Consider the following 26285-nt stretch of genomic DNA (forward strand, 5'->3'; position numbering starts at 1 on the left):
TTTTCAAGATGTTTCTAAAGTAGTGAAATTGATCAAAGGAACACATTGATGCGGATCAATGGCTGACATGAGAGAAGAGCATGTGGTATGGCTCTCATTCGCAAACCGTCTCCGCCCATTGGGTTCCGCCTCTTCTGCATCGAGGATGTCGCGCAGGTATTTGGCATCCACCCCTCACGAAATTACGAGGATGCGATCTATTCACCGCCACGTCTGGCCGATTAAAGCTATTTTCCGCCACGCGTCATGCTAGCAGCCTGATGAGGTCACTATCTGCATCCTGGCCACCTACGTCGAAACGGGAGAGCCCGCGCTCGCGCGAGCGGGCTCTGTATTTTTGAACTTCGCGTCTGTGAGCTGGCCACCGTACGCTCCTAGCTATTCCCAGTGATACACACGGGAATATCTTGTCCTGCGGCTTGCTCCTCGTGTCGCGTTGTGGCTCCGATAATGTCCAGGTCGACGGTTCAAGGCGTTTAAGCTTTCTCAGGCGTTGGTTGGCAGACCGCCTAGGTGCAGTTTCATTTGCCTGAGGCAATCGCCGGGCTGAGGCGGATCAAACTAAGGATCTCAAAGAGCATTTGGGCGCCGATATGGGCGGTATTGGTGGTTGTGTCATATTGTGGAGCGACCTCAACGACATCGCCACCAACGAAATTCACGCCCTTCAGTCCGTGAAGTATGTCGAGCGCCTGCCGGCTGGTGAGCCCCCCGATTTCTGGCGTCCCAGTGCCCGGCGCGAAGGCCGGATCGAGGCTATCGATATCGAAGGACAAATAGGTCGGGCCATCGCCAACCACTGCGCGCGCCTTTTCGATGATGGCGTCAATGCCCATCCTGCCAAGATCTTCAGCATGGATCACGGTCATGCCGCTCTCGTAGGAAAATTCCCAGAGATAATCCGCCGCACCGCGAATGCCGATCTGCACCACGCGGGTGGGATCGAGCACGCCGTCGAGAACCGCGTTGCGGAATGGGCCGCCGTGGTGGAATTTGGTAAGATCATAGGCACCGCCGGTGTCGCAATGCGCATCAATGTGAATCATGCCAACGGGACGGTCCCGGCCGACGGCCTTCAGGATCGGATGAGTGATCGAATGGTCGCCGCCAACCGAGAGCGGGATGACGCCTGCCTGTACGACCCTTGTGAAATAAGCCTCGATATCCTCATGGCTCATCTCAAGTCGGTAGCGGCTGCGAAACGGCACATCACCGATATCAGCCACCTTCATCTCGAACAGTGGCGCGGTTTTGAGGACATGATTGTAAGGCCCGACCCGTTCGATTGATCGCAAGGCGCGTGGCCCAAAGCGCGAACCCGGCCGATTGGTGACGCCAAGGTCCATCGGTACCCCGATCAAGGCGACGTCGAGATCATCAACATCGGGCTGAACGGGATCGATCGCCCGATAGGCGGCGTCGAGCAACGTTGGTATGCCGCTATAGGGCGCGGCGCGTGTACCGCTTGCCGAAAAAATACGGTCGGCTACGGCGCGGAACTCGGGATCGTGAATGGTTCCGCCGTGGCCTTCGCCATAACGCGCGCGCAGGCGCATGAGTGCATCTTCATCGAAAGCCATGGGCATATATCCTTTTTTGATCAGTGGAATTTACAGACGGGCCGCTTCCTGGGCCTCGAAATGGTGGGTGATTTCGCGGCCGGTCGCGATCCACACATCGCCTTTGGCAATCACATGCTTCAGAAAGTCGCGCAGCAGGTGCCAGCGCATCGGTCGGCCGGATACTTGCGGATGAAGAACGAGCGTGGTCACCCCGCCCCAGGCATGGGTTGCCTCGAACTCGTCAATCCAGAGCGGCAGGATCGTGTCGCGCCCGAAGATCGCGCGCGGACTGGTTCGACTGGTCATGCCGAAATTCCAGTCGTCGAACGCATAGTTGACAGGGATTTCGACCGGGCCTGGAACGCCACCGCTTGCCGCGTGACGGTAGGGCAAAATGTCGTCCCGGAAGGAACTGGAATAGCGGATGCCTGACTTTTTCAGGTAGGCAAGGAGCTCGGGAAAATTTTCGCCAGATGGGGCGCGGTAGCCGACAGGACGAACCCCGAGCGCCGACTGCAATGCCTCGAAGCCGCGGTCGATTTCCTCCATGGCGTCATCGAGCCTGGTGCGATCGGGCAGCGTGTGCAGATATCCGTGATGACCGATCTCGTGGCCGGCTGCCACCATGGCCTCGCATTCGGCCCGATGCGCAAGCGCTGTCCAGCCGGGTGTGAAGAAAGTGGCCTTCAGACCAAGCTCGTCCATCAGTCCAAGGATCCGGGCTATGCCGACGCGGGCATCATAACCACCATGCGAGGTGGTGACCATGCGATCGACATTGGATGGATTATTGCCGATCCAGGCGGTCTCGGCATCGACATCAAAACCGATGAACAGCGCGCTCCTTGCGCCGTTCGGCCAAGTCATTTCCGGTGCCTTCGCAGCCGGGTTGAGGGGACGTGGTGTCATATCGAAGGTCATGGACCTGCCTTTCAGCGGAAGGTGGGACGTGTTTCGGCATGCCCGGACATCTGTGCCTCGATCTCCGTACAATCGTTTATCTGCTCAAGCTTGCCGAGCATCTGCCAGAGAGGCTCCACTCGGTCTTTGGGCAGGCTCATGGCAGTCAGTTCTCGGAATTTCGCTGCAACGGCGGAAGCGGGCATTGGTCGCTCGGCAGAGCCGGTGGCGCGCGGTACCATCCGCTCGACAACAAGGCCATCACGGAAGGTCAGTGTCACCACAGGCTCTGCCATGGCATCCATCGATGGATCAACGTAAATGTCGATGCGGTCCATCATCGCCTGCACCTCCAGATGCTTGCGTCGCTCCTCAGTATAGGCCTGAAGGCCCGCAGTGCCGAAGGCGCATCGGGCGGCAAGCGCGTAAGGCAGGCTCATCTGGGTCGGCGCCATGGCACCCGCGACCTTTGCGCCACACATATTCGCCAGCATGCCGCTCATGCGAAGGCCGATCCGGGCGATCACTTCGGGCGCGCGATCGGTTTCGGCGAGTAGGTCGTCGAGCGCATCGACGGCGGAATGCGCGCCTCGGCAGGACGCGTAGGGTTTTAGCACCGCCCGGTTGATCTTCCAGACATCGCCGAGCCCTTCCGACAAGAGGTCAGGCTCGCAGGCAGACCTGTTGAACGAGGTGAAGAAGCCACCCCATACCTCATCAAACACCCGTGAGGGTCCAGCAAAGCCTTTGGCGGCGAGCAAGGCTGCGACCAGGCCGCCTTCCGCCGCCCGACCGGCATGCAGCTTCTTTGCCTGCGAACCGTCATGAATAAAGGCCCAAAGACCAGAGGAGAAACTTGTCGCCAGGGTCATAGCGTCTCGAGTAGCCGACGCATCGAGTCCGAGCAGGTTTGAGACGGCGGCAGCAGCAGCAACGGTGCCACAGGTACCGGTGGAATGCCAACCAAGTCCATTGTGGGCATCATAGCCGCCGGTCGCTTCAAGGATGCGGCGTCCCGCATCATAGCCGGCGACAACGGCGGCGATCATCCGCTTGCCGTCCACGGGCCGAGCCACCTCATGCAGTGCCGAAAAGACGGCGGGCATGATCACCGCGCCCGAATGATCGCAGCCGCCCGCATCATCCAGTTCGAAGGCATGGGCCGCGACACCATTTATCAGCGCTGCATCTCGCGGCGAGCCGGATAGGCCTGTCCCCCAAAGTCGCGTCGCGCCCTTCGGGTGCATCGCCTGGTGCGTGATTGCAAATTCGCCAGAGCGGGCACCGGCGATGGCGGCCGCCAGGGTGTCGGCGATGTGAACCTTCACCTTTGCAACCACACTGGCGGGGATGGCATCGTGGTCAAGCGCTGAGACGAATTGCGCGAGCTTGTCAATTGGCGTGTTGGCGACAGGACGGGTCATAGTGAAACTCTGGAACAAGGGAAGGCCCGCAAGATCAACACGGGAGAACTTCCGGCCGCGAAACGAACGCGACCGGGTGAATTTGTAACCGACGTTCTGCCGTTTATTTGGCAGATTCACCGTTGATGTAGATGCCGTCCAGCAACGTGCCTTCCAGTCCGTGCTTTGCGAAGATCGCCTTGTACTCGCCTGAGATCATGAGCGCCTTGAGGGCGCCTGCATAGGCATCGCGCAATGCAGTGTCCTTCTTGGAGAAAGCGATACCCTGGTAAACGGTGGTGATGGGCTCGCCGACGATGGCATAGGTGTCCTTTTCCAGTGTCAGCAGGTAGGGCAGGGTTTCCGAGCCCTGAACCGCACCATCCAGGCGGCCCTGCTTCAGCTGAGCGCGCGCATCCGCCGAGCCCTCCGTGCCGACCACCTTGATGGCGGCAAGCCCCTTGGCCTCGCAATTTGCCACGCTCCATTTTGCAGTTTCATCCGGGAAGGACGTCCGGCGGCTCATGCCCACGGTCTTGCCGCAGAAGTCGGCCGGGGTCTTGAACTCCTCCTTGCGCGCCGCTGAGGTGTAGAACTGAGCACCGGATTTCATGTAATCGACGAAGTCGAGCGTATCGCGACGCTTCGGAAGATCGCTCATGCCGCTGTGAATGAGGTCAACGCGGCCTGTCTGGAGTGACGAGATCATCTGTTCGAAGCCGATATCAGCCCATTCGACTGTGGTGCCAAGCTGCTTGGCAAGCGCCACGCCAAGATCGATATCGATCCCCACCAGCGTGTTGGTCGCCGGGTCCTTGTATTCCATCGGCGGATAGTTGGGCTGGTTTGCGACGACAACCTTGCCCGCAGACTTGATGCGGTCCGGCAAGCCTTCGGCATGCACCACCGTAGAGGCGACTAGGACGGCGACGGTGATAAGAGCTGTTTTCATGTGAATTCCCCTTTTTATAAGCTGACTGGGTTGGCTTAGGCGTGTAGCGCGGGCCTGCCTGACTGACGGGCCCGATCGATTTCAGCTGTGAACAGCCCTGATAAACTCCGTCGTACGAGGGCTTTTCGGCGTACCGAGAACTTCAGAAGCAGGACCGACCTCGACCATTTTGCCCGCCTCCATGAAAGCGACGGTGTTTGCAACGTTGCGGGCAAAGCCAAGTTCGTGCGTCACCACGATCATGGTCATGCCGCTTGCGGCGAGATCCTTCATCACATCCAGGACTTCCGAGACGAGTTCCGGGTCAAGCGCGGACGTCGGTTCGTCGAACAGGATCAGTTCGGGGCGCATGCACATCGCGCGGGCAATTGCCACGCGCTGCTGCTGACCGCCGGACAATTGCGAGGGATAATGTCCGGCCTTGTCGCCCAATCCCACGCGGACGAGCAGATCTTGTGCGCGCTTGCGGACATCGGCTACCGGCTCACGCAGAACCTGGACCGGACCTTCCATGACGTTTTCCAGCGCGGTTTTGTGCGGAAACAGGTTGAAGCGCTGGAATACCATTCCGACGCGGCGGCGCTGCCGTGACATTTCCACATCGCTTATTTCGTGCAGGTTGTTGCCTTCGCGGCGATAGCCGACCAGTTCATCATTGACCCAGATTGCGCCGGCGTTCATTTTTTCGAGCTGATTGATGCAACGCAGAAAGGTGCTCTTTCCCGACCCGGAAGGGCCGATGACGCAGCAGACCTCTCCCTTGGCGATTTCCAGACTGACCTTGTCAAGCGCCGTGAAAGTCCCATAAAGCTTGGTGACGTCAACGGCCTTTACAACGATTTCCTTGCTCATCTCATCCCCCTCACATCGATGCGCTGACGGCTTTGCTGCCGCGGCCGAAATACTGCTCGATATAGTGCTGGATCACCGACAGGACGGAGACGACGGCGAGATACCAGAAGCTGGCAACCAGCAACAATTCCAGCACCCGGGTGTTGGCGAAGTAGATGATCTGCGCATTGTGCAGGATTTCCGAATACTGGATGACGCTTGCAAGCGAGGTAAGCTTGACCATGCCGATCACCTCGTTTCCTATCGGCGGAACCATGACGCGCATGGCCTGCGGAAGCACGATGCGGCGCAACATCATCATCTGAGTCATGCCGATGGAGCGGGCTGCTTCATATTGTCCGCTATCCACAGACAGGAGGCCGCTGCGCACAACTTCGGACGTATAGGCGCCTTGGGAGATACCAAGGCCCAGCATGGCCGCAACGAACGGTGTCATGATGTCAACCGTGCGGACCTCGAACAGGCCCGGAATACCCATGGTCGGGAAAATCAGCGCTAGGTTGAACCAGATCATCAGTTGCAGCAGCGCTGGCGCGCCCCGGAAGATCCAGACATAGCCAACTGCGATTGAGGAGAGTACCGGATTTCCCGATACGCGCATCAGGGCGATAATCACACCAAGCACGATGCCGAGCGTCATGGCGGCCACGGTCATGATCAGCGTGCTCTGCAGCCCCTGCAGGATCGCCGGTGCAAAGATGAAGTCACGAACATAGCTCCACTCGATCTGGCCAACACTAAAGGCACGGACAAGCGCTGCGAGAGCAAGAAGAACGAGTGCTGCCGCGACCATGCGCCCTGTATGGCGTTTGGGAACGAGCGTCAGGTGGGCGATCTCGTATTTCTGGTCGTGGGGTGCGGGATGGGTGTCGGACATGCTCATCGTGCACCTCGTTCGCGTCTTGAGGCCGCATCGTGGCCGGAAATATTCAGCGTGCTGGCAGCGAATGTCTTTCTTGCTTCCAGCGCAACGGTGAAGCGTTCGATCTGCTCGCGGACCCTGACCGGCGCTGTCGACCCAAAGCCGGTGCGGCTGGCAAGCGCGCCTTCCAATGTGATCGCCTTGAGGACAGCGGGTGCGAGGCGCGCGTCGATTCTGGGCAGGTCTTCCTCGCTCAGACTGCCAAGGTCGTGGCCTTGCTCTTCGCAATAGCGGACCACAGCGCCGGTGATGTCATGCGCCTGCGCGAACGGAACGTTTTGCGACACAAGCCAGTCCGCAACCTCTGTTGCCAGGGTAAATCCCTTGGGCGCTTCGTCGCGCAGCTTGACCACATCGAATTCCATCGTTTCTACCATGCCTGCGAAAGCAGGCAGGATGAGTTCGAGAATGTCGATGCTTTCAAAGAGTGCGCGCTTGTCTTCTGCGAGGTCACGATTGTAGGCAAGCGGCATTGCCTTCATTGTTGCCAGGAAACCGGCGATGTTGCCGATGAGCGTGCCGCTCATGCCGCGGGTCAGTTCGGCGATATCCGGGTTCTTTTTCTGCGGCATGATGGAGGAGCCGGTTGAGTAGGAATCATGCAGCCTGGCCCAGCTGAACTGCTTGGAACTCCAGATGCAGATTTCCTCCGCAAGGCGTGACAGGCTGATGGCCACCAGCGAGCAGATGAACAGGAATTCGGCCACATGATCGCGTGCTGAAACCGCGTCGATGGAATTCTCACAGGCTGCAGTATAACCAAGCTCGATCGCCGACAGATCGGGGCGGCAGGCGATGCCCGAACCAGCCAGTGCGGCGGCACCCAGCGGCGAACGGTCGAAACGCCGGTCGAAATCCTCGAAGCGCTCCAGGTCGCGAAGCAGGCTCTGTGCATGCGCCATGAGATGATGGCCGAGCACGACGGGTTGGGCAGGCTGCAGATGCGTAAAACCGGGCATCACCGTTTCCGTGTGCCGTGCGGCCTGCGAGACCAGCGCCAGTTCGATTTCGACAATGCCGCGGGACAGCTCCCGCGCCATGCGGCGAAGATACAGGCGGGTATTGTTGGAGGTCTGGTCGTTGCGCGAGCGCCCGGCGCGCAGCTTGCCCCCCAGCACGCCGAGACGCTGCATCAGCAGGCGTTCGAGGAAGGTGTGAATGTCTTCATCGGCAGCGATAGGTTTTTCGCTCCCTGTTGCAACATCGGTCTCGATATGGTCGAGCGTTTCACGGATCGTGGCGAACTCTGCCTCATCCAGCACGCCTGCGCGCTTCAATTCGGATGCATGGGCACGCGAACCGGCAAGGTCCTCGCGGTAAAGCCGGAAGTAAGAGGGGTGCGAGCGGGAAAGATTGGCAAGTGCTTCCGAGGGGCCGGACTTAAAGCGTCCACCCCAGAGCTGGGTCGGCTCGGACATGATAGTTCCCTTTTTTGTTTAATATTGAGGCAATGCTCCTATTTGCCAGGAATTAAGGCAAGCGAAGTTAATTCGCTTGCCTATGACAAAAACGACTAGTCAGATTTAGCGCAGAGGATTAGTCTGAAATCGACTGAAAGGGCGAGGTGCGCGTATGTCTGGCCGCAAGCAATTTCCCTCCATGACGGCGCTACAGGTTCTGCTGGCCGTGGCCGAACGCGGCTCGACAAGTGCGGCCGCAGAGCCACTCGCGCTCTCGCAAAGCGCAGTCAGCAAGCAATTGATCGGATTGGAAGAACTCATCGGTGGTCCGGCTTTCCAGCGCACGCCGAACGGCATGGTTCCAACCGAGTTGGGCGCCATTTACATCGAGCATGCCCGCACCGCGATCAAGGCAATGGAAGATGCGGCTCTAAAGGTCGCTCGCCTCAAACCAGGGCCGCGTGTTCTTCGTCTTCAGGTGCCGCCGATCTTCGGCGACCGCTGGCTCTTACCGCGCTTTGTTCAATTTACTGAGGCCCATCCTGAAATCGAAGTGCAGTTTACGACCTTCGTGTCAAAAACACAGACCGAGATTCCAGATGGAAGCGTGCGCTTCCTAGTGAGTCCAGCTCCAGATGAGGACGGTACATATCTTTTCGGCAATGACATTCGCCTGGTCAGCGCCGCATCCTACTGGGAAAAGCTTGGCAATCCCGGGACCATCGAAGCCGCGGCGCGCGGTGTCATGCTGGAGCATCCACAGACCCCGTTCCATTGGCCATTCTTCGTGCAGGCGAATGGATTGCACGGGCTGGAGGTTCGCCACACGATGCGTTTCGGCTATTATACAATGGTTATCCGCGCGGCACTGGCAGGGCAGGGGATGGCGCTTATCCCGCATGGCCTCATTGCCGATGAACTTGTTGCCGGCCGCCTTGTCAACCCCGGCGGGTTTGGCTTCCGGAGTGACCATGGATACTGGTTCACCAAGCCGGGCAACATTCCCACAAGCCAATCGATGCGTCTTTTTGAACAATGGCTGTACGAAGAGGCCGGTCTAACGAAAGATTAGGCTCAGGACTCGTTTGCCGAGCCAGAAGATGACTGTGGCGGCGATGCAGATGGCGCTAAAAAAGGCGTGTGCCACCCACGACATACCACTCTGATTTCCAGTATCCAAGGCGAGCGTGCAGCTCATCTGGCGTCCAGGTATTCCAAGAATCTTCTGGAAGGTTTCATACGGAGGACCAAACTCGGGTCGGGACGGCTTCAGGCGTCTGTTTGGGCCAACCTCCGATCTTGCGCAGTAGGATAGATACGGTCATTCGGGACTTTCGCCTAGTTTATAGGCCCTGACCTTTTCGGGATCATCGCCACCTCAGGAGGCGATACGCTTCAGGGCATCACCATCGAGCCGATAAAAAATCTTGTCCGGTTTTCGCTCTCCGCCAATGTTGTCATAGAAGCCCAGCAGGTGCTGATCATTTGCATCTGCGGTCCAGTCTATTCTTGACAGCCGGCGCTCCAGTGCCAGCTGTGCAAGCTGCGCAATGAGTTCCCGCCCGATGCCGCGCCCACGATAGGCGCTGCGGACATAAAGCTCTTTGAGGAAGAGGCCTGGTTGCAGGTATGGGCCAGGATAGATGGCGCTGAATGCAGCAAATCCGACCACGCACCCCTGGTCGATCGCGACAATGATTTCAGCAGCGTCCGGTCTTTCCACCAACCCTTGGAGAACTTCATCGCAGGATGGGCAGGGCACTTTATAATAAGCCTGCATTTCCTGCATCAAATCTGCAGCGCTCCGCAGCAAGTCGGGGTGATGATCCAGCATTTGGATAGTGTATGTCATCATCGTTCCTTGAAAATCTCGTTTGTCGATCATTGAGGACCAGGTGCGCATTCATCGGAATTCGAGCGATCAAACCGTTGCAAGCGCTCTAGTTAAGCTTTTCAAGACGGCAGGAAGACCTATGCGAAACCGTTCCCTATCGGGCCGGATCACTCAACCTCGTCCGGAAAAGAGCATGAGGCATTTCATTGAGGACAAAATCATTTGTGTTGCCATATTTAGTATGACGGGATTGCCCATCAGTCATGCTATAATTGGTTTGTCGATTTGGCCTTTGCGGCCTCTCGGCTGTTTTGCCGAGTCATGACTTGCTTCGCGAGTCTCCGGCCCTTGAGGGCCTCTCCATGCCGAACATCCCTTCAGTGCATTTCGAAGCGGCAAGCACACTTGCCCTCGTGTTATATTCCAACGAACCTTTGCTCTTCCTGACCGATGACCTGACGGTCATTGCAGCGAGCGCGTCATTTTGCAGGACGTTCGCGATAGATCCTGTTACAATTTCAGGCAGAACCCTCCGGGATATTGGAGACGGTGAATGGGCGATGCCCAAGCTCACGTCGCTGCTTCGAGCAACGGTTTCCGGAAGCGCCAAGATTGAAGCCTACGAGATCGAACTCAGGCGGCCAGATCACGCGACGCGCCAACTGGTGGTCAATGCCCGGACGCTTGATGACGGCGACATCGATCATATCCGCCTTCTGTTGTCCGTAACCGACGTCACCGAGGCGCGCGCCGAGGCACGATTGAAGGACGATCTGGTTCGCGACAAAGCGATCCTGCTGCAGGAGGTGCAGCACAGGGTCGCCAATAGTCTCCAGATCATAGCAAGTGTTTTGATGCAGAGCGCGCGTCGGGTACAGTCGGAGGAGGTACGAGGGCATCTCCACAACGCCCATCTGCGGGTCATGTCGATCGCATCGGTGCAAAGGCAGCTTGCCACAGCCCAAAGCGGCGATGTACAAGTCCGCGCCTATCTGACCCAGCTTTGCCAAAGCCTCGGAGCGTCTATGATCGCCGATCCTGATAGGCTTTCGATACAGGTGATCGTAGATGACAGCGCGGTTGAGGCGGACGTTTCCGTGAGCTTGGGCCTTATCGTCACGGAATTGGTCATCAACGCCCTTAAACACGCCTTTCCCGATGAGCGAACCGGCCTGATCCTTATTGACTATCGTGCCTCAGACAAAGACTGGACCCTGACCATTTCCGATAACGGCATCGGCATGCCGGCGGGAAGTGGCGCACCTAAGGCCGGACTGGGAACAGGCATAGTGGAGGCGCTCGTTAAGAATTTGACGGGCGAAATCCTTCTAAGCGATGCCGATCCGGGCACGGTCGTCACAATACGGCACCGGGAAAATGCGGGTTCACGAATTGATCTGTCAGCAGCCGTATAAGCCCGAGGGTTCAGACGCGCGACATTACCGAAGCTGTCGAAGCTTCCAACTCCTATTCACAGAGTGAGCGATGAAAAATGGTAAAGCGGTCGTCCTGATTGTCGAAGACAACACGATCATTCGAATGGGGGCAGCCGATCTGGTTCTTGCCGCAGGCTACGAAGCTTTGGAAGCTTGCAATGCCGACGAGGCAATTCGCATCCTTGAGTCGAGAAATGACATCGATCTGGTGTTTACCGACGTTCAGATGCCCGGGACAATGGACGGTATCAAGTTGTCCCACTATATCAGGGATCGATGGCCACCTGTGAAACTGATAGTCGCATCCGGCGCGGCAATCCTTGAGGAGAGCAGTCTACCGGTGGGCAGCCGTTTCTTTTCAAAGCCTTATGATGATCATTCAATCACGGACGCAATGGCCCGCCTGCTTTCGCAAGTGCCGCCGGCCAACGATGCCGGTTGAGTTTCGGCGACCGACATCTGGCCGTGCGGTCCGCGTCCCATCAAGTGCGGGTTCCAGGTAGGAATCCCAAGCGCTTGCGTGGTGTGGTCTTCAGCCGATTGCAGATATCGATAACGTCGGCATCGCTGACGGAGAGCGGATCGACCTCTCTCGAAAGCCATTTACGGGCTCGTCTGTTGGAATTTTCGACCGTGCCTTTATGCCATGGCGATTGTGGATCGCAGAATCAGGTTTGGGTCCTATGCTCGCCTGGAGGTAAGGCCAGTCGGTAAACTTCGTACCACGGTTGAACGTGATGTAACGACGGGCGAGGTGGGGCAGGGCCTGAAGTGCTTGCACAAGGCCGTTCATGACCGGTCGAGACTGCCGATCGTTGTTGCGCAGAAAGATCGCAAAGCGGCTGGCACGTTCAACGAGTGATGTCACATTGGCTTTCCCAAACTTCTTTCGGAACTGGATCAGGTCGCATTCCCAATGCCCGAACTGCTTGCGATCGGCAACCGCGTCGGGGCGGCGTAATCACGGACGCCGGTCGCGATTTTACTGTTCGACGGGCGACCAATTGCCTTGTGTCTGATCGAGGCAGCGCCGGTAGCCTCAATACGACCAATCAGCCTCTGAACATACCGGGCGCTGATTGCCAGTACAGCGGGTGATCTTGCGTCGTTCATCCAGATCAATATGCGAGTAGGTACGGTCCATTGCGCTTTCCTTACGAGTGACAACCCATTGGCATCATTCGTAAGTCGCACTTCAAAATAGAATGTACCCCGCTACATACGATAATCGCATAACATATATTATGGAACTTGATTTATCGAAAAGGCGATGTTCTTTTGTAAAAACGGAACCAGGTATGGCCCAAACAGCGGGCTTTTGGCCCAAAACGGAGCCTGGCGTGGCCCAACTCAAACAGTTGCGTAGAAGCAATGTCATTTTGGGTTGGTCGGATACAGACGAACCTCGACGGTGACGAACCCCAGCCATCGACAACGCCTACCTAAGACATCTGGAAAGCTGTTTTCAGTTGGCGTGTGACCGTGTACGACCAGTCGTTCAAACGGCAAATCGTGGTCCAGAAAACCTTCTCTGATCCATCTCAGGTCACGGGGGTCTTGTTGGTCAAGTGGAACCCCAGGCCGAATACCAGCCTGGACGAAGCAAAGGTTGTCGTTGATGATTTTATCGGCTGCCCCGTTCAGCAGTTCCTGGTGATGACTGAACTGCTCAACAAGGGCATCTTGGATATCATCCAGTTTGCCTGGCCGGTTCGGCAGATAGCTGTCAATCGTCGCCATGCCACCCATCTGCGTCAGCCAATATGTGATCAGATTGTCGGTATATAAGCCGTTCATGAACGCGCTCAGGGTACGTCCCCAATCTCCGCAATAAGATCGTTATGTCGTACAAGTGACATGATCAAGGCAACGTTATCACCGTTGAAAAGAACTAACGAACCGCCTGATCTTTATCTCAGCAGATATACTTCAGCCTACTCGCGATCCAGAGAACGACATGTGTTGTAGGCTTTTCGCCCCAACCCTGCTTCGGTCGATCCGGTGCTCGATTGTTCGAGGCGATAATTCCAATCTGACACCGACTTCCTTCTGCGTCGCATCTATCGTCAGAAGCTGGAGGATACTCAGATCAACGCCGTCAACTTTGGACCTTGGAACCTCCCGTGGTAGCCGGTCAATCATCACGAGCAGGGTGAAGCGAAAACAAGGGCATATATCCGTAAATAGCAAAGCCCCTATGAAATGTAGCCGTAACCGATTTGCGGACGATGCCGACATCACAAACATGAGTAAAAAATACAACTTTCTATTGAAACCTGTACGAAAACCGGGTTTAAGATTTTTGGTGCCCCGTTCTCAGTTGGTTGAAATAATACTGGGACGGGCGGGTCAGAGGTTCTGCTGGTTACTGATGATAGTAGTGTCGGCGATAATATATCACTAGGAGGACAAAGTGTTCTTGACTATCAAGGAATATCTCCTAAGCGAACGATTTTTTTTGGACGCTTTATTATCTGCCTGTTTGTATTTTTGTTTCTTTTATTACGTGCCTTACTTAGTGAAATCCACTTTTTCCGGGGAAATAAAAACCGGGATCGGCTCATATAGAGCTGCAGAGAAACCGTTCAAATATTTTTCTTTTCTTCTCTTCAACGTAGCACTGTTCCTCATCACAGGATTTGGTGCGTTTGTAATTCTTCGTCACAGATATGGATTTTTCTAAGTAGGGGGTGGTGATATGGCAACTTTTTTTGATGATTTTACACGACGAACATTTGATAATCTCACCAAGCCATTTCACAGTGCCCCAGACGCGGTAGCCAGCGGCTACTCTGCCTATGTAGGGATATCCAGTGGGTTGTTAGACAATGCCCTGAAGGGAGGCATTAAAGGCACGGCGGCTGGAAAGCTGGCGCTTTCTTTCAGAGCTATTGAAGATGTAGTTGTTTCCGTTGCGACGGGAGCCACCGATCGCGATCTAAGCGGTGCGGCGAATATTGCCGGCGGGCTATTTGCCAGCGCCGTTGTGGGCATTATAGCAGCCCCGACGCTCACAGGGGTCGCCGCCGTTGTCGTGGCCGGATATGTCGGTTCTGCGGCAGCTGAAGCTCTCTACGATACCGTCAATCAGCACTACCCGAACGCGTCTGATGATCTTTATGAGTTTACGGCAAACTTTGCCTCAGATTTGCGAAGTGCCGTTACGGACGCCGCTGGACGATACTCTGTTGGAGACTTTTTCCAGTCGATTAAATCAATGTGGGACGATGAAAGTGGTGACTCGGAACCGAAGCCTGCTTCCTCATCTCAAGAGGGATATTCTGACGAAAACACAACTGTTTTAGAGCCGATCATCATCGATGCCGAGCCGCCCGCTGCGGGGCAAGTGCATGTGGTGGAATCCTGGTTTGACCCTGTCGTTCTCGATCTGACAGGCAGCGGCATTAATATAACCGCGGTTGGTTCGTCGAATACGTATCTGAATATGGAGGGGGACGCGCTACAGCATAAAACCGCCTGGGCAGGAAGCGGCAACGGCGTGCTGGTGCTTGACCAACAGGGGTCCGGAGACGTGAATTCCCCGGAAGCCTTTATCTTTACGTCCTGGGACCCAACGGCAAAATCAAACACCGAGGCGCTGGCCAACGTCTTCGATACGAATAGAAACGGCAAGCTTGATGCGGGCGACGCACGCTGGTCCGAGTTCAAGATACTTGTTTCGAATCCCGACGGCACGCAGCAACTCCAGACCCTTGACCAACTCGGCATCGCGTCCATTGACCTGTCGACCGACAATAATCGCACGGTTTTGGGAGATGGTTCAGTCGTGCTGGGTCAGGGAGGATACACCCGGACCGACGGTACGACCGGTACTATGGCCGATGTCCAGTTTGTTTATGATGGGCAGGGCTACATCGTCGACAGGGAGACTGTCGTCAACCCCGACGGTTCGACATCGATTTTAACGTCCGCCTTCCATCCCGACGGGAGTGTTGCTTACAAGTCGACACTGGTCACGAGCGCTGATGGGCTCACAAAATCCTTAGAGTATGACATTGGTGGGGATGGCGTTCTCGATACCCGCCAAACAGAGGTCACGACGATAAACAGCGCTGGAGATCGCACGCAAACGATTTCCAACTACTCGCCAAGTGGGCACTTGCTGAGTAGGGAGATTACGTCGACAAGCGCCGACAAGAAAAACATAACGATTACGCGCGATCTGGATGGTAACGGCACCACAGATCAGGTTGAGACACGTATTATCGGTTCAGACAACAGCACCACCACCACGATAAAATATCTCAACCAGAACGGCTCCGAAAAGGAGGCCATTTCCGTCTTCTCAAATGCCATCGGAACCGCTTCGAGCGTAAAATCCGATTTGAACGGGGATGGCATTTTCGACGTCATCGAAAATCGCTCTGTCACCGTCAACGGTAGTGGAAGCGGGACGGAAGAAGTCCTCACCCAATCAAGTAATGGAACCGTCACCCAACGTGTGGTGACGACGACAAGTGCTGACGGCCGCTCGAAAGAAATACTGACAGACAAGGACGGGAATGGCGTCGTAGAGAGCAGGCAGAATTCTGGAATAGTTGTCGCAGCTGATGGAAGCTCGATAACAACCCAAAATAATTTCAATGGCGATGGGTCGTTGCGCAGTGGTCTTGTCACTACTTTGAGCGCGGACGGCTTGAGCAAGACCGTCAAAGCTGATTTTGACGGAAACGGCGTTTTCGATCTCGTCACGGAAGAAATCACCGTGGTGAACGCAGACGGTGGGCGAACGAAAACAATTGTGGAATCGAATGCCGATGCCAGCCTTCGGGCCACATCGATTTCAAACTGGAGCGCCGATGGCAAAACGAGATCGGATACTTTCGACACCGATGGAGATGGCGACCCGGACTTCGTGGAATCGGTTTCTGTTCTGGCGACCGGGGAATCGCAGAACGTGGCTAGCCTATTCAATCCTGACGGCTCGCTCCAAAGCAGAACAACGACCATCACGAGCGCAGATGGTCTGACAACGACGATTCTTTATGCTGGTAATTCTGCCGGAACGACGGATCGGACGCAAATACGCCAGACGGCCACGAATTCCGATGGGAGTTCCACAGTCACGACGAGCCAATACAGCGCCTCTGGCGTTTTGCTCGACAAAATGATCGTTACGGCTGGTGCAGACGGGCTAGAGAAAAATACCCAATGGCACAACGCCGGTTCCGGGACAATCAGTCGCTCGACGAACGAGACTACCGTCCTTAACCCTGACGGCAGTCAAACACAGACTCTGATCGAATATCATGCTGATGGCTCCGTGCGCGCGACGGTTATTTCGACGCTCAGTGCTGACCGGTTGGGTTCAATATCCCGATTTGATGCAAACGGCGATGGCCACCTTGATCGCCAGATCGAGCGAGTGACCGCGAGCGACGGCAGCTTTATTGAAACCGTGTCCGGTTATAATCCTGACGGGTCACTAAAAGACCGTACGATCACCACGCGCTCAGATGATAATCTGAATACCGTTGTTCAGAGGGACGCTAATGGAGACGGCGTTTACGAACAAAAACAGACCACAAGTGTCGTCCTGAATGGCGATGGCGGTAAAACGACCACCGTAACTGAATTCCACCCGAATGGCTCGACAAGTTCCCGATTGGTCACGACTGTCAACGGAAATGGGCTCGTTCGTGTCGTGGAATATGATCGCAACGGCGATGGTGTTGTTGATGAAAAAATTACCGACACAACTGTTCTGAAAAATGACGGTGGCAAGACCCAGACGATAACGCACTGGAATGGCGACGGCACGGTCAAGCAACAGAGCGTCACGACCACCAATGGCAACGAACTCTCGCAGACCGCCACCGTTGATAAAACGGGAGCGGGAAGGATCGACAACACTTGGACTGAAGTCACAGTCTACAATGCTGACGGCAGCCAGACGCATACCATCACGGAGTTTCATCGTAACGGCTCTTTGAAGGAAAAGACCGTCAAAACCACCAGTGCCAATGGCAATGAGACCGTCGTGTACGATCTTGATGGCGATACAATTACAGATCAGCGAAGCGTGACTCACACCGCAGCCAACGGCGATGTCGTAACAACGGTGAGAGACTACAACAGTGACGGTAGCTTGCGAGATAAGGCCGTCAACACCACGGGTTCCGATGGTCGCTCAATGACACTTGAGCGGGACACGGACGGTGATGGAACTATTGACCTGACCGAAACTCTATCAGTTGTTTCCAACCAGGATGGTAGTCAGACCGAAACGCGCTCCAGCTTCAATGGTGATGGCAGCCTCCGTGAAAAGGTCGTGGTTACGACGTCGGTAGATGCCCAAGTGGAGACAACACAATGGGACACAAATGGAACCGGCGGCTTTGACCTCACCCAAACGAAAACATCGGTTTTGAGCGCCAGTGGCGAAAGCACCGAGACGGTTTCGGTTCTCGACGGTCTTGGTGTCTTGCAGGAACGGGTTGTCACAAAGGTCAGTCCGGACGAGCGGACAACGACTGTCACCACTGATAAAAATGGCGACGGCCACATTGATCAGATAGAGACATCCGTTCTCGATGCAGCCGGAAACACCGTGGTGACCATGTCTGATTTCAACGCAGGCGGAGGCCTTGAGCGCCGCCTCATCACCACGACAAGTGACGACGGCCTCTCAATAACCAAACAGTGGGATACAGACGGGAACGGTTCGGCCGATCAAACACAAAGCGACGTGACTGTACTGAATTCCAATGGTAGTCGGACACAGACTGTCAGCAATTTCACAGCGAGTGGTGCACTCGCGGACCGGACCGTTGTGACGACGAGCGTCGATACCGCGACAACAACGTATAATTGGGACAATAACGGCGACGGAATTTTCGATCAGAGCAAAACCGAAACACTGACCGTTGGTGCCGATGGAACACGCACCGAGGTGACTTCGTACTTCAAGTCGGACGGTTCACTTGAAGCTCGATATGAAGAGTCGAAAAGCGATGACGGTCTGTCTATTGCCAAGCGGTGGGACAAGGATGGTGACGGCACATTCGAGGAGAGTGCAACTGACGTAACTGTCTTTAACAGTGACGGCAGCATTACTCAGACAATCAAAGATAACCCCTGGTTTGATACAGTAGTTTCTACCAGCGCGGATGGTCTTACGAAAACAACCGCAACAGTTAATTCGAACGCGACAACAAATGCTCAGGGAAAAACATACGCGCTCGAAAACGCTGATGGTTCCAAACTGGAAATTCGTGAAGACCTGAGTTTCAAGACCATCACGCACACGAGCGCCGATGGGCGCGTAGTGGAGGTGATGCACCATAATTTGCTGACGAATACGGTCAGCCAGACTGCCGAAACCAGAATTGCGGTTGATGGAACAAAGACCGTCACGGTCGAAAATTTCAACCACCTGGGGATTCTAACAGACCGCCAAACATCGGTCACCAGCAGGGGTGGCCAAACCATTACCGACTATATGGATATCAATGGAGACGGCGTTACTGATCGCATTCAGCGCGACGTCTCAGTTGTCCGAGCGGATGGAAGTGTTGTCAGGACACTTGTAGAAACCAACAGTGACGGTTCTGTCCGGGAAAAGACAATCACTACGACGTCCGCCGATGGAAGATCATCTGTCTTGCAGCGTGATTCTGCAGGACTGGGATATTTTGACCATGTCGAGACCACCACCCATGACGTCAGCGGTGCTTCCAAGACAATATATCAGACATTCCTGAGTGACGGTTCCCTTCTACAAAGTTGGCAGAAAAATGTGAGGGCCGACGGGAACGTAACAAAAATTACGACGAACAATAGTTCACCAGACGGCCTGAGTAATGTGGAAACGCATATAATCTCCATTGATGGCTCTACGACGGGCAAAATCAACTATGTCGATATGCAATTCAATCAACCGCTATCTTCAATAACGACCACGCTGGGTAAGGATGGAAAATCCAGAGGCTTAGATACTTTTAAATACTTGAATACAGCAGAAGTTATTTCATCTAATACTATTCGATATGAGTCGAAGCCCGACGGTTTTACCAGCGAGTTCTCGTCTGTTTTGGCCGACGGTTCAACCACTAAAGAATCATTTGGATTCGGCGAGGACATCGCTCAGCTGTTTGAAGAATTTTCTTGGCTAAGCGCTAACGGAGAATCTAAATTCACGTTAAATAGTAGCGAAAATGGAATACAAATTAAAATAGACGGCGACAACAACTCCGTTGCTTTGTCAAACCAGCTTTTCCACGCGCTTACGTTGTTCAATGGAGATGGTTCGCAATACGACTATGCAAGCCCAAGCCTTAGCAACTCGACTATATCAATAAGTGGTCAGGCGAATAAAATATGGTCGAATAATAGCACTGTATTACTCGCTAAAGGTGGCTCTGCGACGATAAACGGCATGTCTAATATCGTCATCGCCGGGATTAATACAGAGGTTTCAATTAACGGCACCGACAACCGTGTTCTGCGGACGCAGGCTGACATCTCGGGTAATCGTAGTATAGATTCACGCCACCAGGAAGACGTTCGCCTTGATAATAGGTATAGCTTCAGTTACGTCGCAGCGGATAAGACGCAAAAGACGTATCTCGACGCTAACAAGATACCGGTGATGATATTCGGGACTTGGGATGAAATCTGGGTTTATACTGTTACAACTCATGTTTTCCTGAACGGACCCATTCCTGCTATCGGCCCTTGGGGTACCTATGATGCGATTTCGGTGAACGATGCTCGAACTTACGTCCGCGGTTCCCCTGCCCTGATGCTTGAAACTGACGGCTATGTTGGCTTCGATGGCGGGCAACGCGTTAGCAGCGGCGTTGCTGGCAATTGGGTAACGGCACTCGGTGATCGCTCCGTCTCGCTTGTCGGGTCGAATATGAGGCAAGCCGTCGATTACCTCATCGGAGGCAACGGTAATGACATTATTGATGGGCGGGCAGGAGAAAGCGATATCCTTCATGGAGGCGCAGGTGACGACACAATTTATTTCGACGCTGCGAGCTATGGAAAATCCGGCGGAACATCGCTACCCCAAGCCATCGACGGCGGGTCCGGCTATGACACTGGCATCGTGACTTCCACAGGCGATGTGAATATATCGCTCGCTACTGGAAACTTCGAGGCGTTAATATCTAATAGTGGGAACGACACGATTACCGGAAATCCAAATGCCGCAGGATATATCGACGGCGGTGCTGGTAATGACATCATAATCGGTGGATTGCTTGACGATATTTTGCTGGGCGGTACTGGCAACGATACGATTTACGCCGGACAGGGGAATGATTTTCTCATTGGCGGTGCGGGGAACGACTTCCTAAGCGGGCAGGACGGAAATGACGTCCTTAATGGGTCCGACGGGAACGACGTGCTCAATGGCGGCGCTGGTAGCGACACGTTTATTTTCAATTTGGGTTTTGGTCACGATACGATCCAGGACTTTACCAAAGGCAAGGACATCATCGAGTTTGAGTATGGTTTGTTTGCAAACTGGCAGGACCTTGTCGCCAAGACGAGCCAAGTCGGCGCGGACACGAAAATTTCTTACGATGCAGAAAATTCCATTCTGATCCAGAACGTAGCATGGGCTCAACTCGGAGCTGACGATTTCCGTTTCGCCTGAATTTACGCGCTAATGGAGATTTCGACAGTGTTGTACCGATCTTATGCTTCGGTACACTCGCCGTTCCAGATGATTGTATTCTTCACTCGATGATTGCATAAAGAGCGACAGGGAATTATTTGGAGGCAAGCTTGGGAAAGCTCGTTCGTTTGTTTGTTTTGACTGTCACGTTCCTAGTTGCGGCCCAGATCAGCGTCGCCGGAGCCGCTACCTTCGAAATGAAAATGTTCGGGCATCACGTGACCATTCTCAAACGTGATTTTGAACAGGTCCTGACCATCGATGGTCGTGAAGTTCTTAAAAACGAGATTCTCAGCATCGAAGACATTCAGCTGATTTCAGGAACACCGGCGATTGTTGGATCATCGTCTGCTGGTGGGAACGCGTGTGACTCGTCTCCTTTCGTCATATCATTCCCGACAAACGCAAATCCAAAAGTCGATGGCCCAGTGGACAGCTGCCGCCCGGTGAAAATGCAAGTCTCGGCCGACAAGTTATCGTTCTCCACAACAGCATTGCCAAATTCGCCGGGTGAAACGTGGGTGTGGACACCAATAAGCGGCTTCTCAAAACCTGAAGAACAGGCTTTCGTTGCCAACGTATCTAAAGGCTGGGCAGAGCTTCGTGAGAAGACGATTACTCACCCTAGAGATATTTTGGAGTTCGCCGAAGTTGCGGCGCAAATCAATAGGCTCTTAGGTCCGGAAAAGGAAACCTATTCAGACATCATTATGGGAGTTGGCTCGGGTTCTTTCAGCGGTGATTATTTCGTAGGTTCAGCATGTACCCGGCACTTATGCAACGAAGAGGAGGCATTGCTCGTCGCCTCGATCCAGGAAAAGCAGGTTTTCCTCGCCTGGAAGCCGTCCGGTAAGAAAATTGTTGTTAGCCCGCCCGTCAAAGAATGGCCTGAAAAGGCGAAAGCTGCACTGAGAGAGTGGGCGGCTAAATGGAAATAGCCTGAAAACTATTGTCGCCGAAACGCTTCTATCATGGTGCTCGTTACGTCTTGAGGAAAACACACTGGCGAATAACCACCCGGTTTCGAATAGGCGCTTCGCTTGCCACAGCGCCGCCCTCCCCGGTCTGTGTTGTAAGGACAGGCACACGAACTGGGATAACTTGCTAGTGATTCAGCAATAATGCGCTGGATGATCACAGAATCGGGAATCGTGGGGATCGATTTTTCCCGTTCTTTTGTCTTCGACACTTTATCGGAAGGTTTGTCTTCATCCGTTTTTTGTTTGTCACCGAGAAGCCTTGAAGACATCCAGCCTTCGCGTTGGGTGAGTTCGTCTCGAATATGAGACCACTCACCAAACTGATCAATCAAAAGAACTCTCCGCCCACTATCCAGGCGATCAATGATGTTCCCATTCTTGGACGGGGCTGCACGGAAGGCTACACGATTGCCGGTAACAAAACGGATTGGAAAATCTTGAGCAGATTTCTCTCGCTCCAATTTTCGCAGGCTTGGCGGATTGGGCTGCGGTTCGCGAGAGCTGGGAACTGGTTTGGACGGCTCTACGTTGCCCGACTGGGATGGCACAGTAGGACGCGTGGTGACACCGTCCTGATTCACATTAGACTTGCTGCCCATCTGATTGACTGCAGCGTAGATGAGAATTACCCCAATGATCCAGTACCGTTTCCGCATCCCAGTCCCCCATCAGGACTTTGGCGCAGACGGAAAGAACATACAAGTCTGAGATGCAGGCGGAAAGAGTTTCCCGCAGTTACTGGTAAAAACTTCTTCAACCTAGTTGAGTAATCAGCCGAATTGTAAGAGTTTCCTCTCATCCTGTGTTCGTCGTCCACCTCAGTGTCGTGACACAAACTCATCGCATGTTCAATCGGCCAAACCTGCTGGTTGGGTCTGCGACTTATATGAAGTCTCCAACGTTATCGAGCCGTCCAAAGGCAAACCGGGCATACAGCATTCTTGTGACGTGAGAGCGTCCCCGAACCGATCTCATATCTTTGCTACGGTACCACCCTGCTCTATCGGCACCCCACCTGAGTAATATTGCTTCACAGCGACATGATCGCGTAACCCTGCGGGCCGATATGCCTTTGTTTCATCGTAGTGGACAACGCCATCCAGTTTAATTCGGTCAATGACGCTCGGATGTATTGGTGCATCCGTAGGAACTGCGCGGACGCACGCCTTCCACGGCAGCCATCCAGATTTGATCTCGTCATGCTGGACGCCCGCGCTGGACGGATAAAGATGGAGCCATCTTTCATCGGTAACAATGGGATGTGGAACATTTGCCGCTCTATTCACCATCCACGAGAGCGCTATGTCTGACAGACGAGATTCCGTTTCGAGATAGCTACCGCCGATATCAGAGTGCACGCCTGCGAACCAAACCTGTTCGAACCAACCATCTTCTTTGTTCGCAGCATTTGAAGATTGATAGGTCCACGGTACACGAGCAAATTTTGCTCGATTCTCGTCTATTGAAAGCGCATGTTTTGCATGCTCGACCCTTGGATTGAGAAAAGTGTCGTAGAATTTCATCCGCCAGCCCGTCAGGTGGACAGTTTTCCACCATGGATCGCTCAGTCCTCGCGCCCATTTCAAGTGGGTCGCCAAGTACCACGCTCCTATGACGGCCCCTGTGAAAACCACGCTGGAGATGAGCCAAATACTTAGCCCAATCTCCCAAGGCATGAGTGCCCATACTGCTGTAGCTACTGCTGCAATTCCAATTGCGGCCGCGAGGATAATAAGCATCTGCTGGACGGCATTAATTCCCAATGCGCCCACGGTATCCCATACTCCGACGAAGTACGGTACAGTGTTGGCCTGATCGTTTTCATCAGCAGATCGATATTTCTCCCGAAAGCGAACAGCCAGTTCTTTCCGCTGGGTATCCAGCAACTTATTGCCCTTACCGGCACCATGTTGATAGATGGTCTTTACCGCTTCGTTCGCAACCTGACGGGCAGTTTTTGGATCGCGGTAAAATGGAGTGATACCATCCTCCATAGTGGTTGGAACACCGCATAGACCTAACACGCCACCAACGCATCGTGCGGTGTAGGCACCACGGCTGAACCCAAACAAAAATATCCTGTCCCCAGGCTCCCAGGACTGTAGAATGGCCGTGTAACAGTCGACAATATTCTTGGTTATCCCAAGGCCAGTAGCTTGTGAGAGAACATTATAAATTTTCCGAATTGGTCCGATTTTAATGTCAACGCCGTCTGAAGCTGATCCCAACCCCGCGTCGTAGAAAGCAACTTGGTCGTCGGGATTAATGGCAGACTCGGGACCGCATCTGGTTGCGCGAAACAACTTATAAACGTTGCTACGGCGCTCGTCCGGAAGGAGGCCGCCAGCTTGTCCCGTACCGTCTGAAAATATGAGAATATTCTTCGGCATGTAAATCGCCCCAATGAATTCAAATCATTTTGAAGAATTTCAGTCACTATATAAGTATTATTTTGCCGAAACAAAAAACTATCCCCAGCTATTTTAGGTAATCCTAAGCCACATGTATTAGCATGCGGTGGTTCACCTATTAACAGTCATTGTCAGGAAGGCCGACGTGACAAGCTGACGGCGAAAGCGCGAGCATCAACAACAGGATTCTAGCTAATGCGCCGCAGAGAAATTTAGTTTGTCATCACCCGAGCCGCGTGAGCGTCCGGCGAAAGCATTTTTCGGGTTTCGAGAGATGGAATCTAAAGGCCGCGCTTCATCTCATCGGCCATGATGCGGTCGATTATTTCAGGATCGCACTGTGTGTCGATGAGGAACTCGCGGATACCGCCGTCCCACGTCCTGATGTCGGCAAGTAGGCTTTGAAGTTCTTTGATGCCGTTCTCGGTCAGACCCTTCGTGCCATCTTCAGTGCCATCGCTGACGTAAACCAGCCGGACATGATCTCCATACGGGCCATGAAACCTCTTTGCTCTGGTATTAATGTCAGCACTAATGCTGGTTCTAATGCCAGAACATCGCCTGATTTTCCCGATCAGCAAAAACAGTTCACCGGACGCTCACCGAGCCGCAATATGATCATTGCGCTCAGCCTGAGCCTACGTTCAGTGATTTGCACCGAACCGCCTTTCTTCGGCCAAAACACTCCCTCTATAAGCACGTATGGAAACCCTTGAGACCTGTATCCCTGAAGACTTCTATTCCATGCTGGTGATGGGCGTCGGCGTGGTCATCGCGAGCTGGCTGATGATGTTCGTCGTGCGTAGATTAATCAGCTTAGCCCTAGTGGCGGCTCTTATTATTGTTGGCCTGACAGTCTGGCAGAATCCCGCAGCGCTGCGGACCGCTCAAGATACCGCCGTGCGGTACTACGACCATTGGCGTTATGATTGAAGACCACCAACGGTGGCAGCGCCTGGGATTGATGCAAAGGTCCACGGATTACCACTTCCACCACTCGTGCATCATGTCTGGGAATTTTTCTTCCTTCTCCTCACCGTCTGTTGCTCTGAGTTTTACAAAGTCGTGGCGTCGATGAATCCTGATCGCCCGCAACTAAAATATCGTCTTCACGCGGTGATCGCCAAGGATTGGTATGCTCCCAAGAGGGCGTTCACACTCACTGGCTAGCGAGCAGACTGCATTTGCAATTCGCGGATGATGTCGGAAGTTTGCTGTGGACGTGAGTAGTGCTCGGTTCGAGGTGTATCGCTTCCCGTGTATAATCATACCGTTTCCTGGAGAAATCATAAATGGCCAGCAGCTACGCAGAGTGGAAGCGCAGAATGTCGGAACTCGATGCTCTGATTGCCCAGAGGGGTGCCTATATCCTAGTGATACGAAAACTCCGTGGTATAGCGGAATTTGAAAGCAAGCTATTATTGAACCCGCCCAGGAACGGCGAAGTAGTCCCTGAGCTTGAGGAATATTTTGATCGACTTTCCAGCAACCTCTTTGGCATAACCAGAGACGACACTCGCTTCAAGTATCCCTCAAACTTCGAGAACCTGATCGAGGGAACGGCGGAATGGTGCAGTATTCAGGTCGGTGCGAAAGAATACGAGGATCAATTTGTCACAGAATACAGCGCTGACGACGAGGCTGTCTCCACGCTCCTCATACTGGGAGTCGATTTCCGTGACGACCGGGGAGACCCGCTCCGCTGCACGAAGCTTTTTGGCCGTCAGGTAACGGCTGCAGTCCTTAAGATAATGGGCGGTCTGCCCGATGCCGATGCCCTCGGGCTGAAAAGTTGGGAAAGGAAGCTTGAGAAGGATGCCCAGCTGCATCTAGCCCGCAAAGGGAAACGGTAAAGCGAGAAATGGACGCGTGTCCAAACAAGCGGCGATCAGAGAGAGGAGGTTTCAGGCGCAAATCCCTTGCACCCTAAAGCGACAACCTTTCCGTTTTCATAGCTTCCGGCTTTTCCAGGCCTAAAGGACCG

Annotated in this window: 19 protein-coding genes and 1 pseudogene; 7 read left to right on the plus strand and 13 right to left on the minus strand. The window is 54.2% G+C overall.

Annotation, left to right across the window (positions count from 1 at the left end; genetic code table 11):
• Positions 1-521 precede the first annotated feature (521 nt).
• The 7 genes from speB to argH form a co-directional block, all read right to left on the minus strand.
• Positions 522-1580, minus strand: a complete 1059-nt coding sequence (gene speB / locus ACQZ6D_RS18465) for an agmatinase (RefSeq protein ID WP_112154733.1) — start codon at positions 1578-1580, stop codon at positions 522-524.
• Between the two features lie 30 nt (positions 1581-1610).
• A complete protein-coding gene (locus ACQZ6D_RS18470; protein ID WP_112154697.1) occupies positions 1611-2483 on the minus strand; it encodes a polysaccharide deacetylase family protein in 873 nt (290 codons plus the stop codon).
• A gap of 11 nt (positions 2484-2494) precedes the next feature.
• On the minus strand, positions 2495-3886 hold the full coding sequence (locus ACQZ6D_RS18475; protein ID WP_112154732.1) for an MmgE/PrpD family protein: 1392 nt from the start codon (positions 3884-3886) through the stop codon (positions 2495-2497).
• Positions 3887-3989: 103 nt separating this feature from the next.
• Entirely contained in the window at positions 3990-4817 is an 828-nt protein-coding gene (locus tag ACQZ6D_RS18480; protein WP_112154696.1) for an ABC transporter substrate-binding protein, read from the minus strand.
• A gap of 81 nt (positions 4818-4898) precedes the next feature.
• Positions 4899-5669, minus strand: coding sequence for an amino acid ABC transporter ATP-binding protein (locus ACQZ6D_RS18485; protein ID WP_333717642.1), 771 nt, complete (start codon positions 5667-5669; stop codon positions 4899-4901).
• A gap of 10 nt (positions 5670-5679) precedes the next feature.
• Entirely contained in the window at positions 5680-6552 is an 873-nt protein-coding gene (locus ACQZ6D_RS18490; protein ID WP_003516889.1) for an amino acid ABC transporter permease, read from the minus strand.
• Positions 6549-8009 carry an argininosuccinate lyase gene (gene argH, locus ACQZ6D_RS18495; protein ID WP_448730340.1) on the minus strand — a complete coding sequence of 487 codons (1461 nt, stop codon included), beginning with the start codon at positions 8007-8009 and terminating at the stop codon, positions 6549-6551. Before argH ends, ACQZ6D_RS18490 begins: the two co-directional genes overlap by 4 nt.
• 154 nt (positions 8010-8163) lie before the next feature.
• Here argH and ACQZ6D_RS18500 point away from each other — a divergent pair, with 154 nt between their 5' ends.
• Positions 8164-9063 carry a LysR family transcriptional regulator gene (locus tag ACQZ6D_RS18500; RefSeq protein ID WP_003516887.1) on the plus strand — a complete coding sequence of 300 codons (900 nt, stop codon included), beginning with the start codon at positions 8164-8166 and terminating at the stop codon, positions 9061-9063.
• A 306-nt stretch (positions 9064-9369) separates the two neighbouring features.
• Here the strand turns inward: ACQZ6D_RS18500 and ACQZ6D_RS18505 are convergent, their stop codons facing one another.
• A complete protein-coding gene (locus ACQZ6D_RS18505; RefSeq protein WP_026330884.1) occupies positions 9370-9846 on the minus strand; it encodes a GNAT family N-acetyltransferase in 477 nt (158 codons plus the stop codon).
• Positions 9847-10187: 341 nt separating this feature from the next.
• Between ACQZ6D_RS18505 and ACQZ6D_RS18510 the strand changes: the two genes are divergently transcribed.
• On the plus strand, positions 10188-11240 hold the full coding sequence (locus ACQZ6D_RS18510) for a sensor histidine kinase (RefSeq protein WP_112154693.1): 1053 nt from the start codon (positions 10188-10190) through the stop codon (positions 11238-11240).
• A gap of 70 nt (positions 11241-11310) precedes the next feature.
• Positions 11311-11703, plus strand: coding sequence for a response regulator (locus ACQZ6D_RS18515; protein ID WP_019565920.1), 393 nt, complete (start codon positions 11311-11313; stop codon positions 11701-11703).
• 40 nt (positions 11704-11743) lie between these two features.
• Here ACQZ6D_RS18515 and ACQZ6D_RS18520 read toward each other — a convergent pair.
• Positions 11744-12216: pseudogene (locus ACQZ6D_RS18520) on the minus strand (IS30 family transposase); the annotation flags it as partial.
• A 419-nt stretch (positions 12217-12635) separates the two neighbouring features.
• Positions 12636-13058 carry a metallophosphoesterase family protein gene (locus ACQZ6D_RS18525; protein ID WP_174004292.1) on the minus strand — a complete coding sequence of 141 codons (423 nt, stop codon included), beginning with the start codon at positions 13056-13058 and terminating at the stop codon, positions 12636-12638.
• 901 nt (positions 13059-13959) lie between these two features.
• Here ACQZ6D_RS18525 and ACQZ6D_RS18530 point away from each other — a divergent pair.
• Positions 13960-20889: a hypothetical protein gene (locus ACQZ6D_RS18530; protein ID WP_448730339.1), complete on the plus strand. Its 6930-nt coding sequence runs from the start codon at positions 13960-13962 to the stop codon at positions 20887-20889.
• A 131-nt stretch (positions 20890-21020) separates the two neighbouring features.
• Positions 21021-21848 (plus strand): hypothetical protein, encoded by an 828-nt coding sequence (locus ACQZ6D_RS18535; protein ID WP_448730338.1) that lies wholly within the window; start codon positions 21021-21023, stop codon positions 21846-21848.
• 8 nt (positions 21849-21856) lie between these two features.
• Here ACQZ6D_RS18535 and ACQZ6D_RS18540 read toward each other — a convergent pair whose 3' ends face one another.
• The 3 genes from ACQZ6D_RS18540 to ACQZ6D_RS18550 all read right to left on the minus strand — a co-directional run bounded on the left by ACQZ6D_RS18540 (position 21857) and on the right by ACQZ6D_RS18550 (position 24882).
• Entirely contained in the window at positions 21857-22546 is a 690-nt protein-coding gene (locus tag ACQZ6D_RS18540; RefSeq protein WP_174004298.1) for an SH3 domain-containing protein, read from the minus strand.
• A gap of 315 nt (positions 22547-22861) precedes the next feature.
• Positions 22862-24280, minus strand: coding sequence for a DUF2235 domain-containing protein (locus tag ACQZ6D_RS18545; protein ID WP_174004300.1), 1419 nt, complete (start codon positions 24278-24280; stop codon positions 22862-22864).
• 302 nt (positions 24281-24582) lie between these two features.
• Complete coding sequence (locus tag ACQZ6D_RS18550; RefSeq protein WP_448730337.1) at positions 24583-24882, minus strand: hypothetical protein; 300 nt, start codon at positions 24880-24882, stop codon at positions 24583-24585.
• Between the two features lie 121 nt (positions 24883-25003).
• On the opposite strand from ACQZ6D_RS18550, the gene ACQZ6D_RS18555 reads away from it, so the two are divergent.
• Together ACQZ6D_RS18555 and ACQZ6D_RS18560 are read left to right on the plus strand one after the other, a co-directional pair.
• A complete protein-coding gene (locus tag ACQZ6D_RS18555; protein ID WP_448730336.1) occupies positions 25004-25234 on the plus strand; it encodes a hypothetical protein in 231 nt (76 codons plus the stop codon).
• Positions 25235-25593: 359 nt separating this feature from the next.
• Positions 25594-26154 carry a hypothetical protein gene (locus ACQZ6D_RS18560; protein WP_174004304.1) on the plus strand — a complete coding sequence of 187 codons (561 nt, stop codon included), beginning with the start codon at positions 25594-25596 and terminating at the stop codon, positions 26152-26154.
• The last annotated feature ends 131 nt before the right edge of the window (positions 26155-26285 follow it).

Source organism: Agrobacterium sp. 22-3639C2, assembly GCF_053522105.1.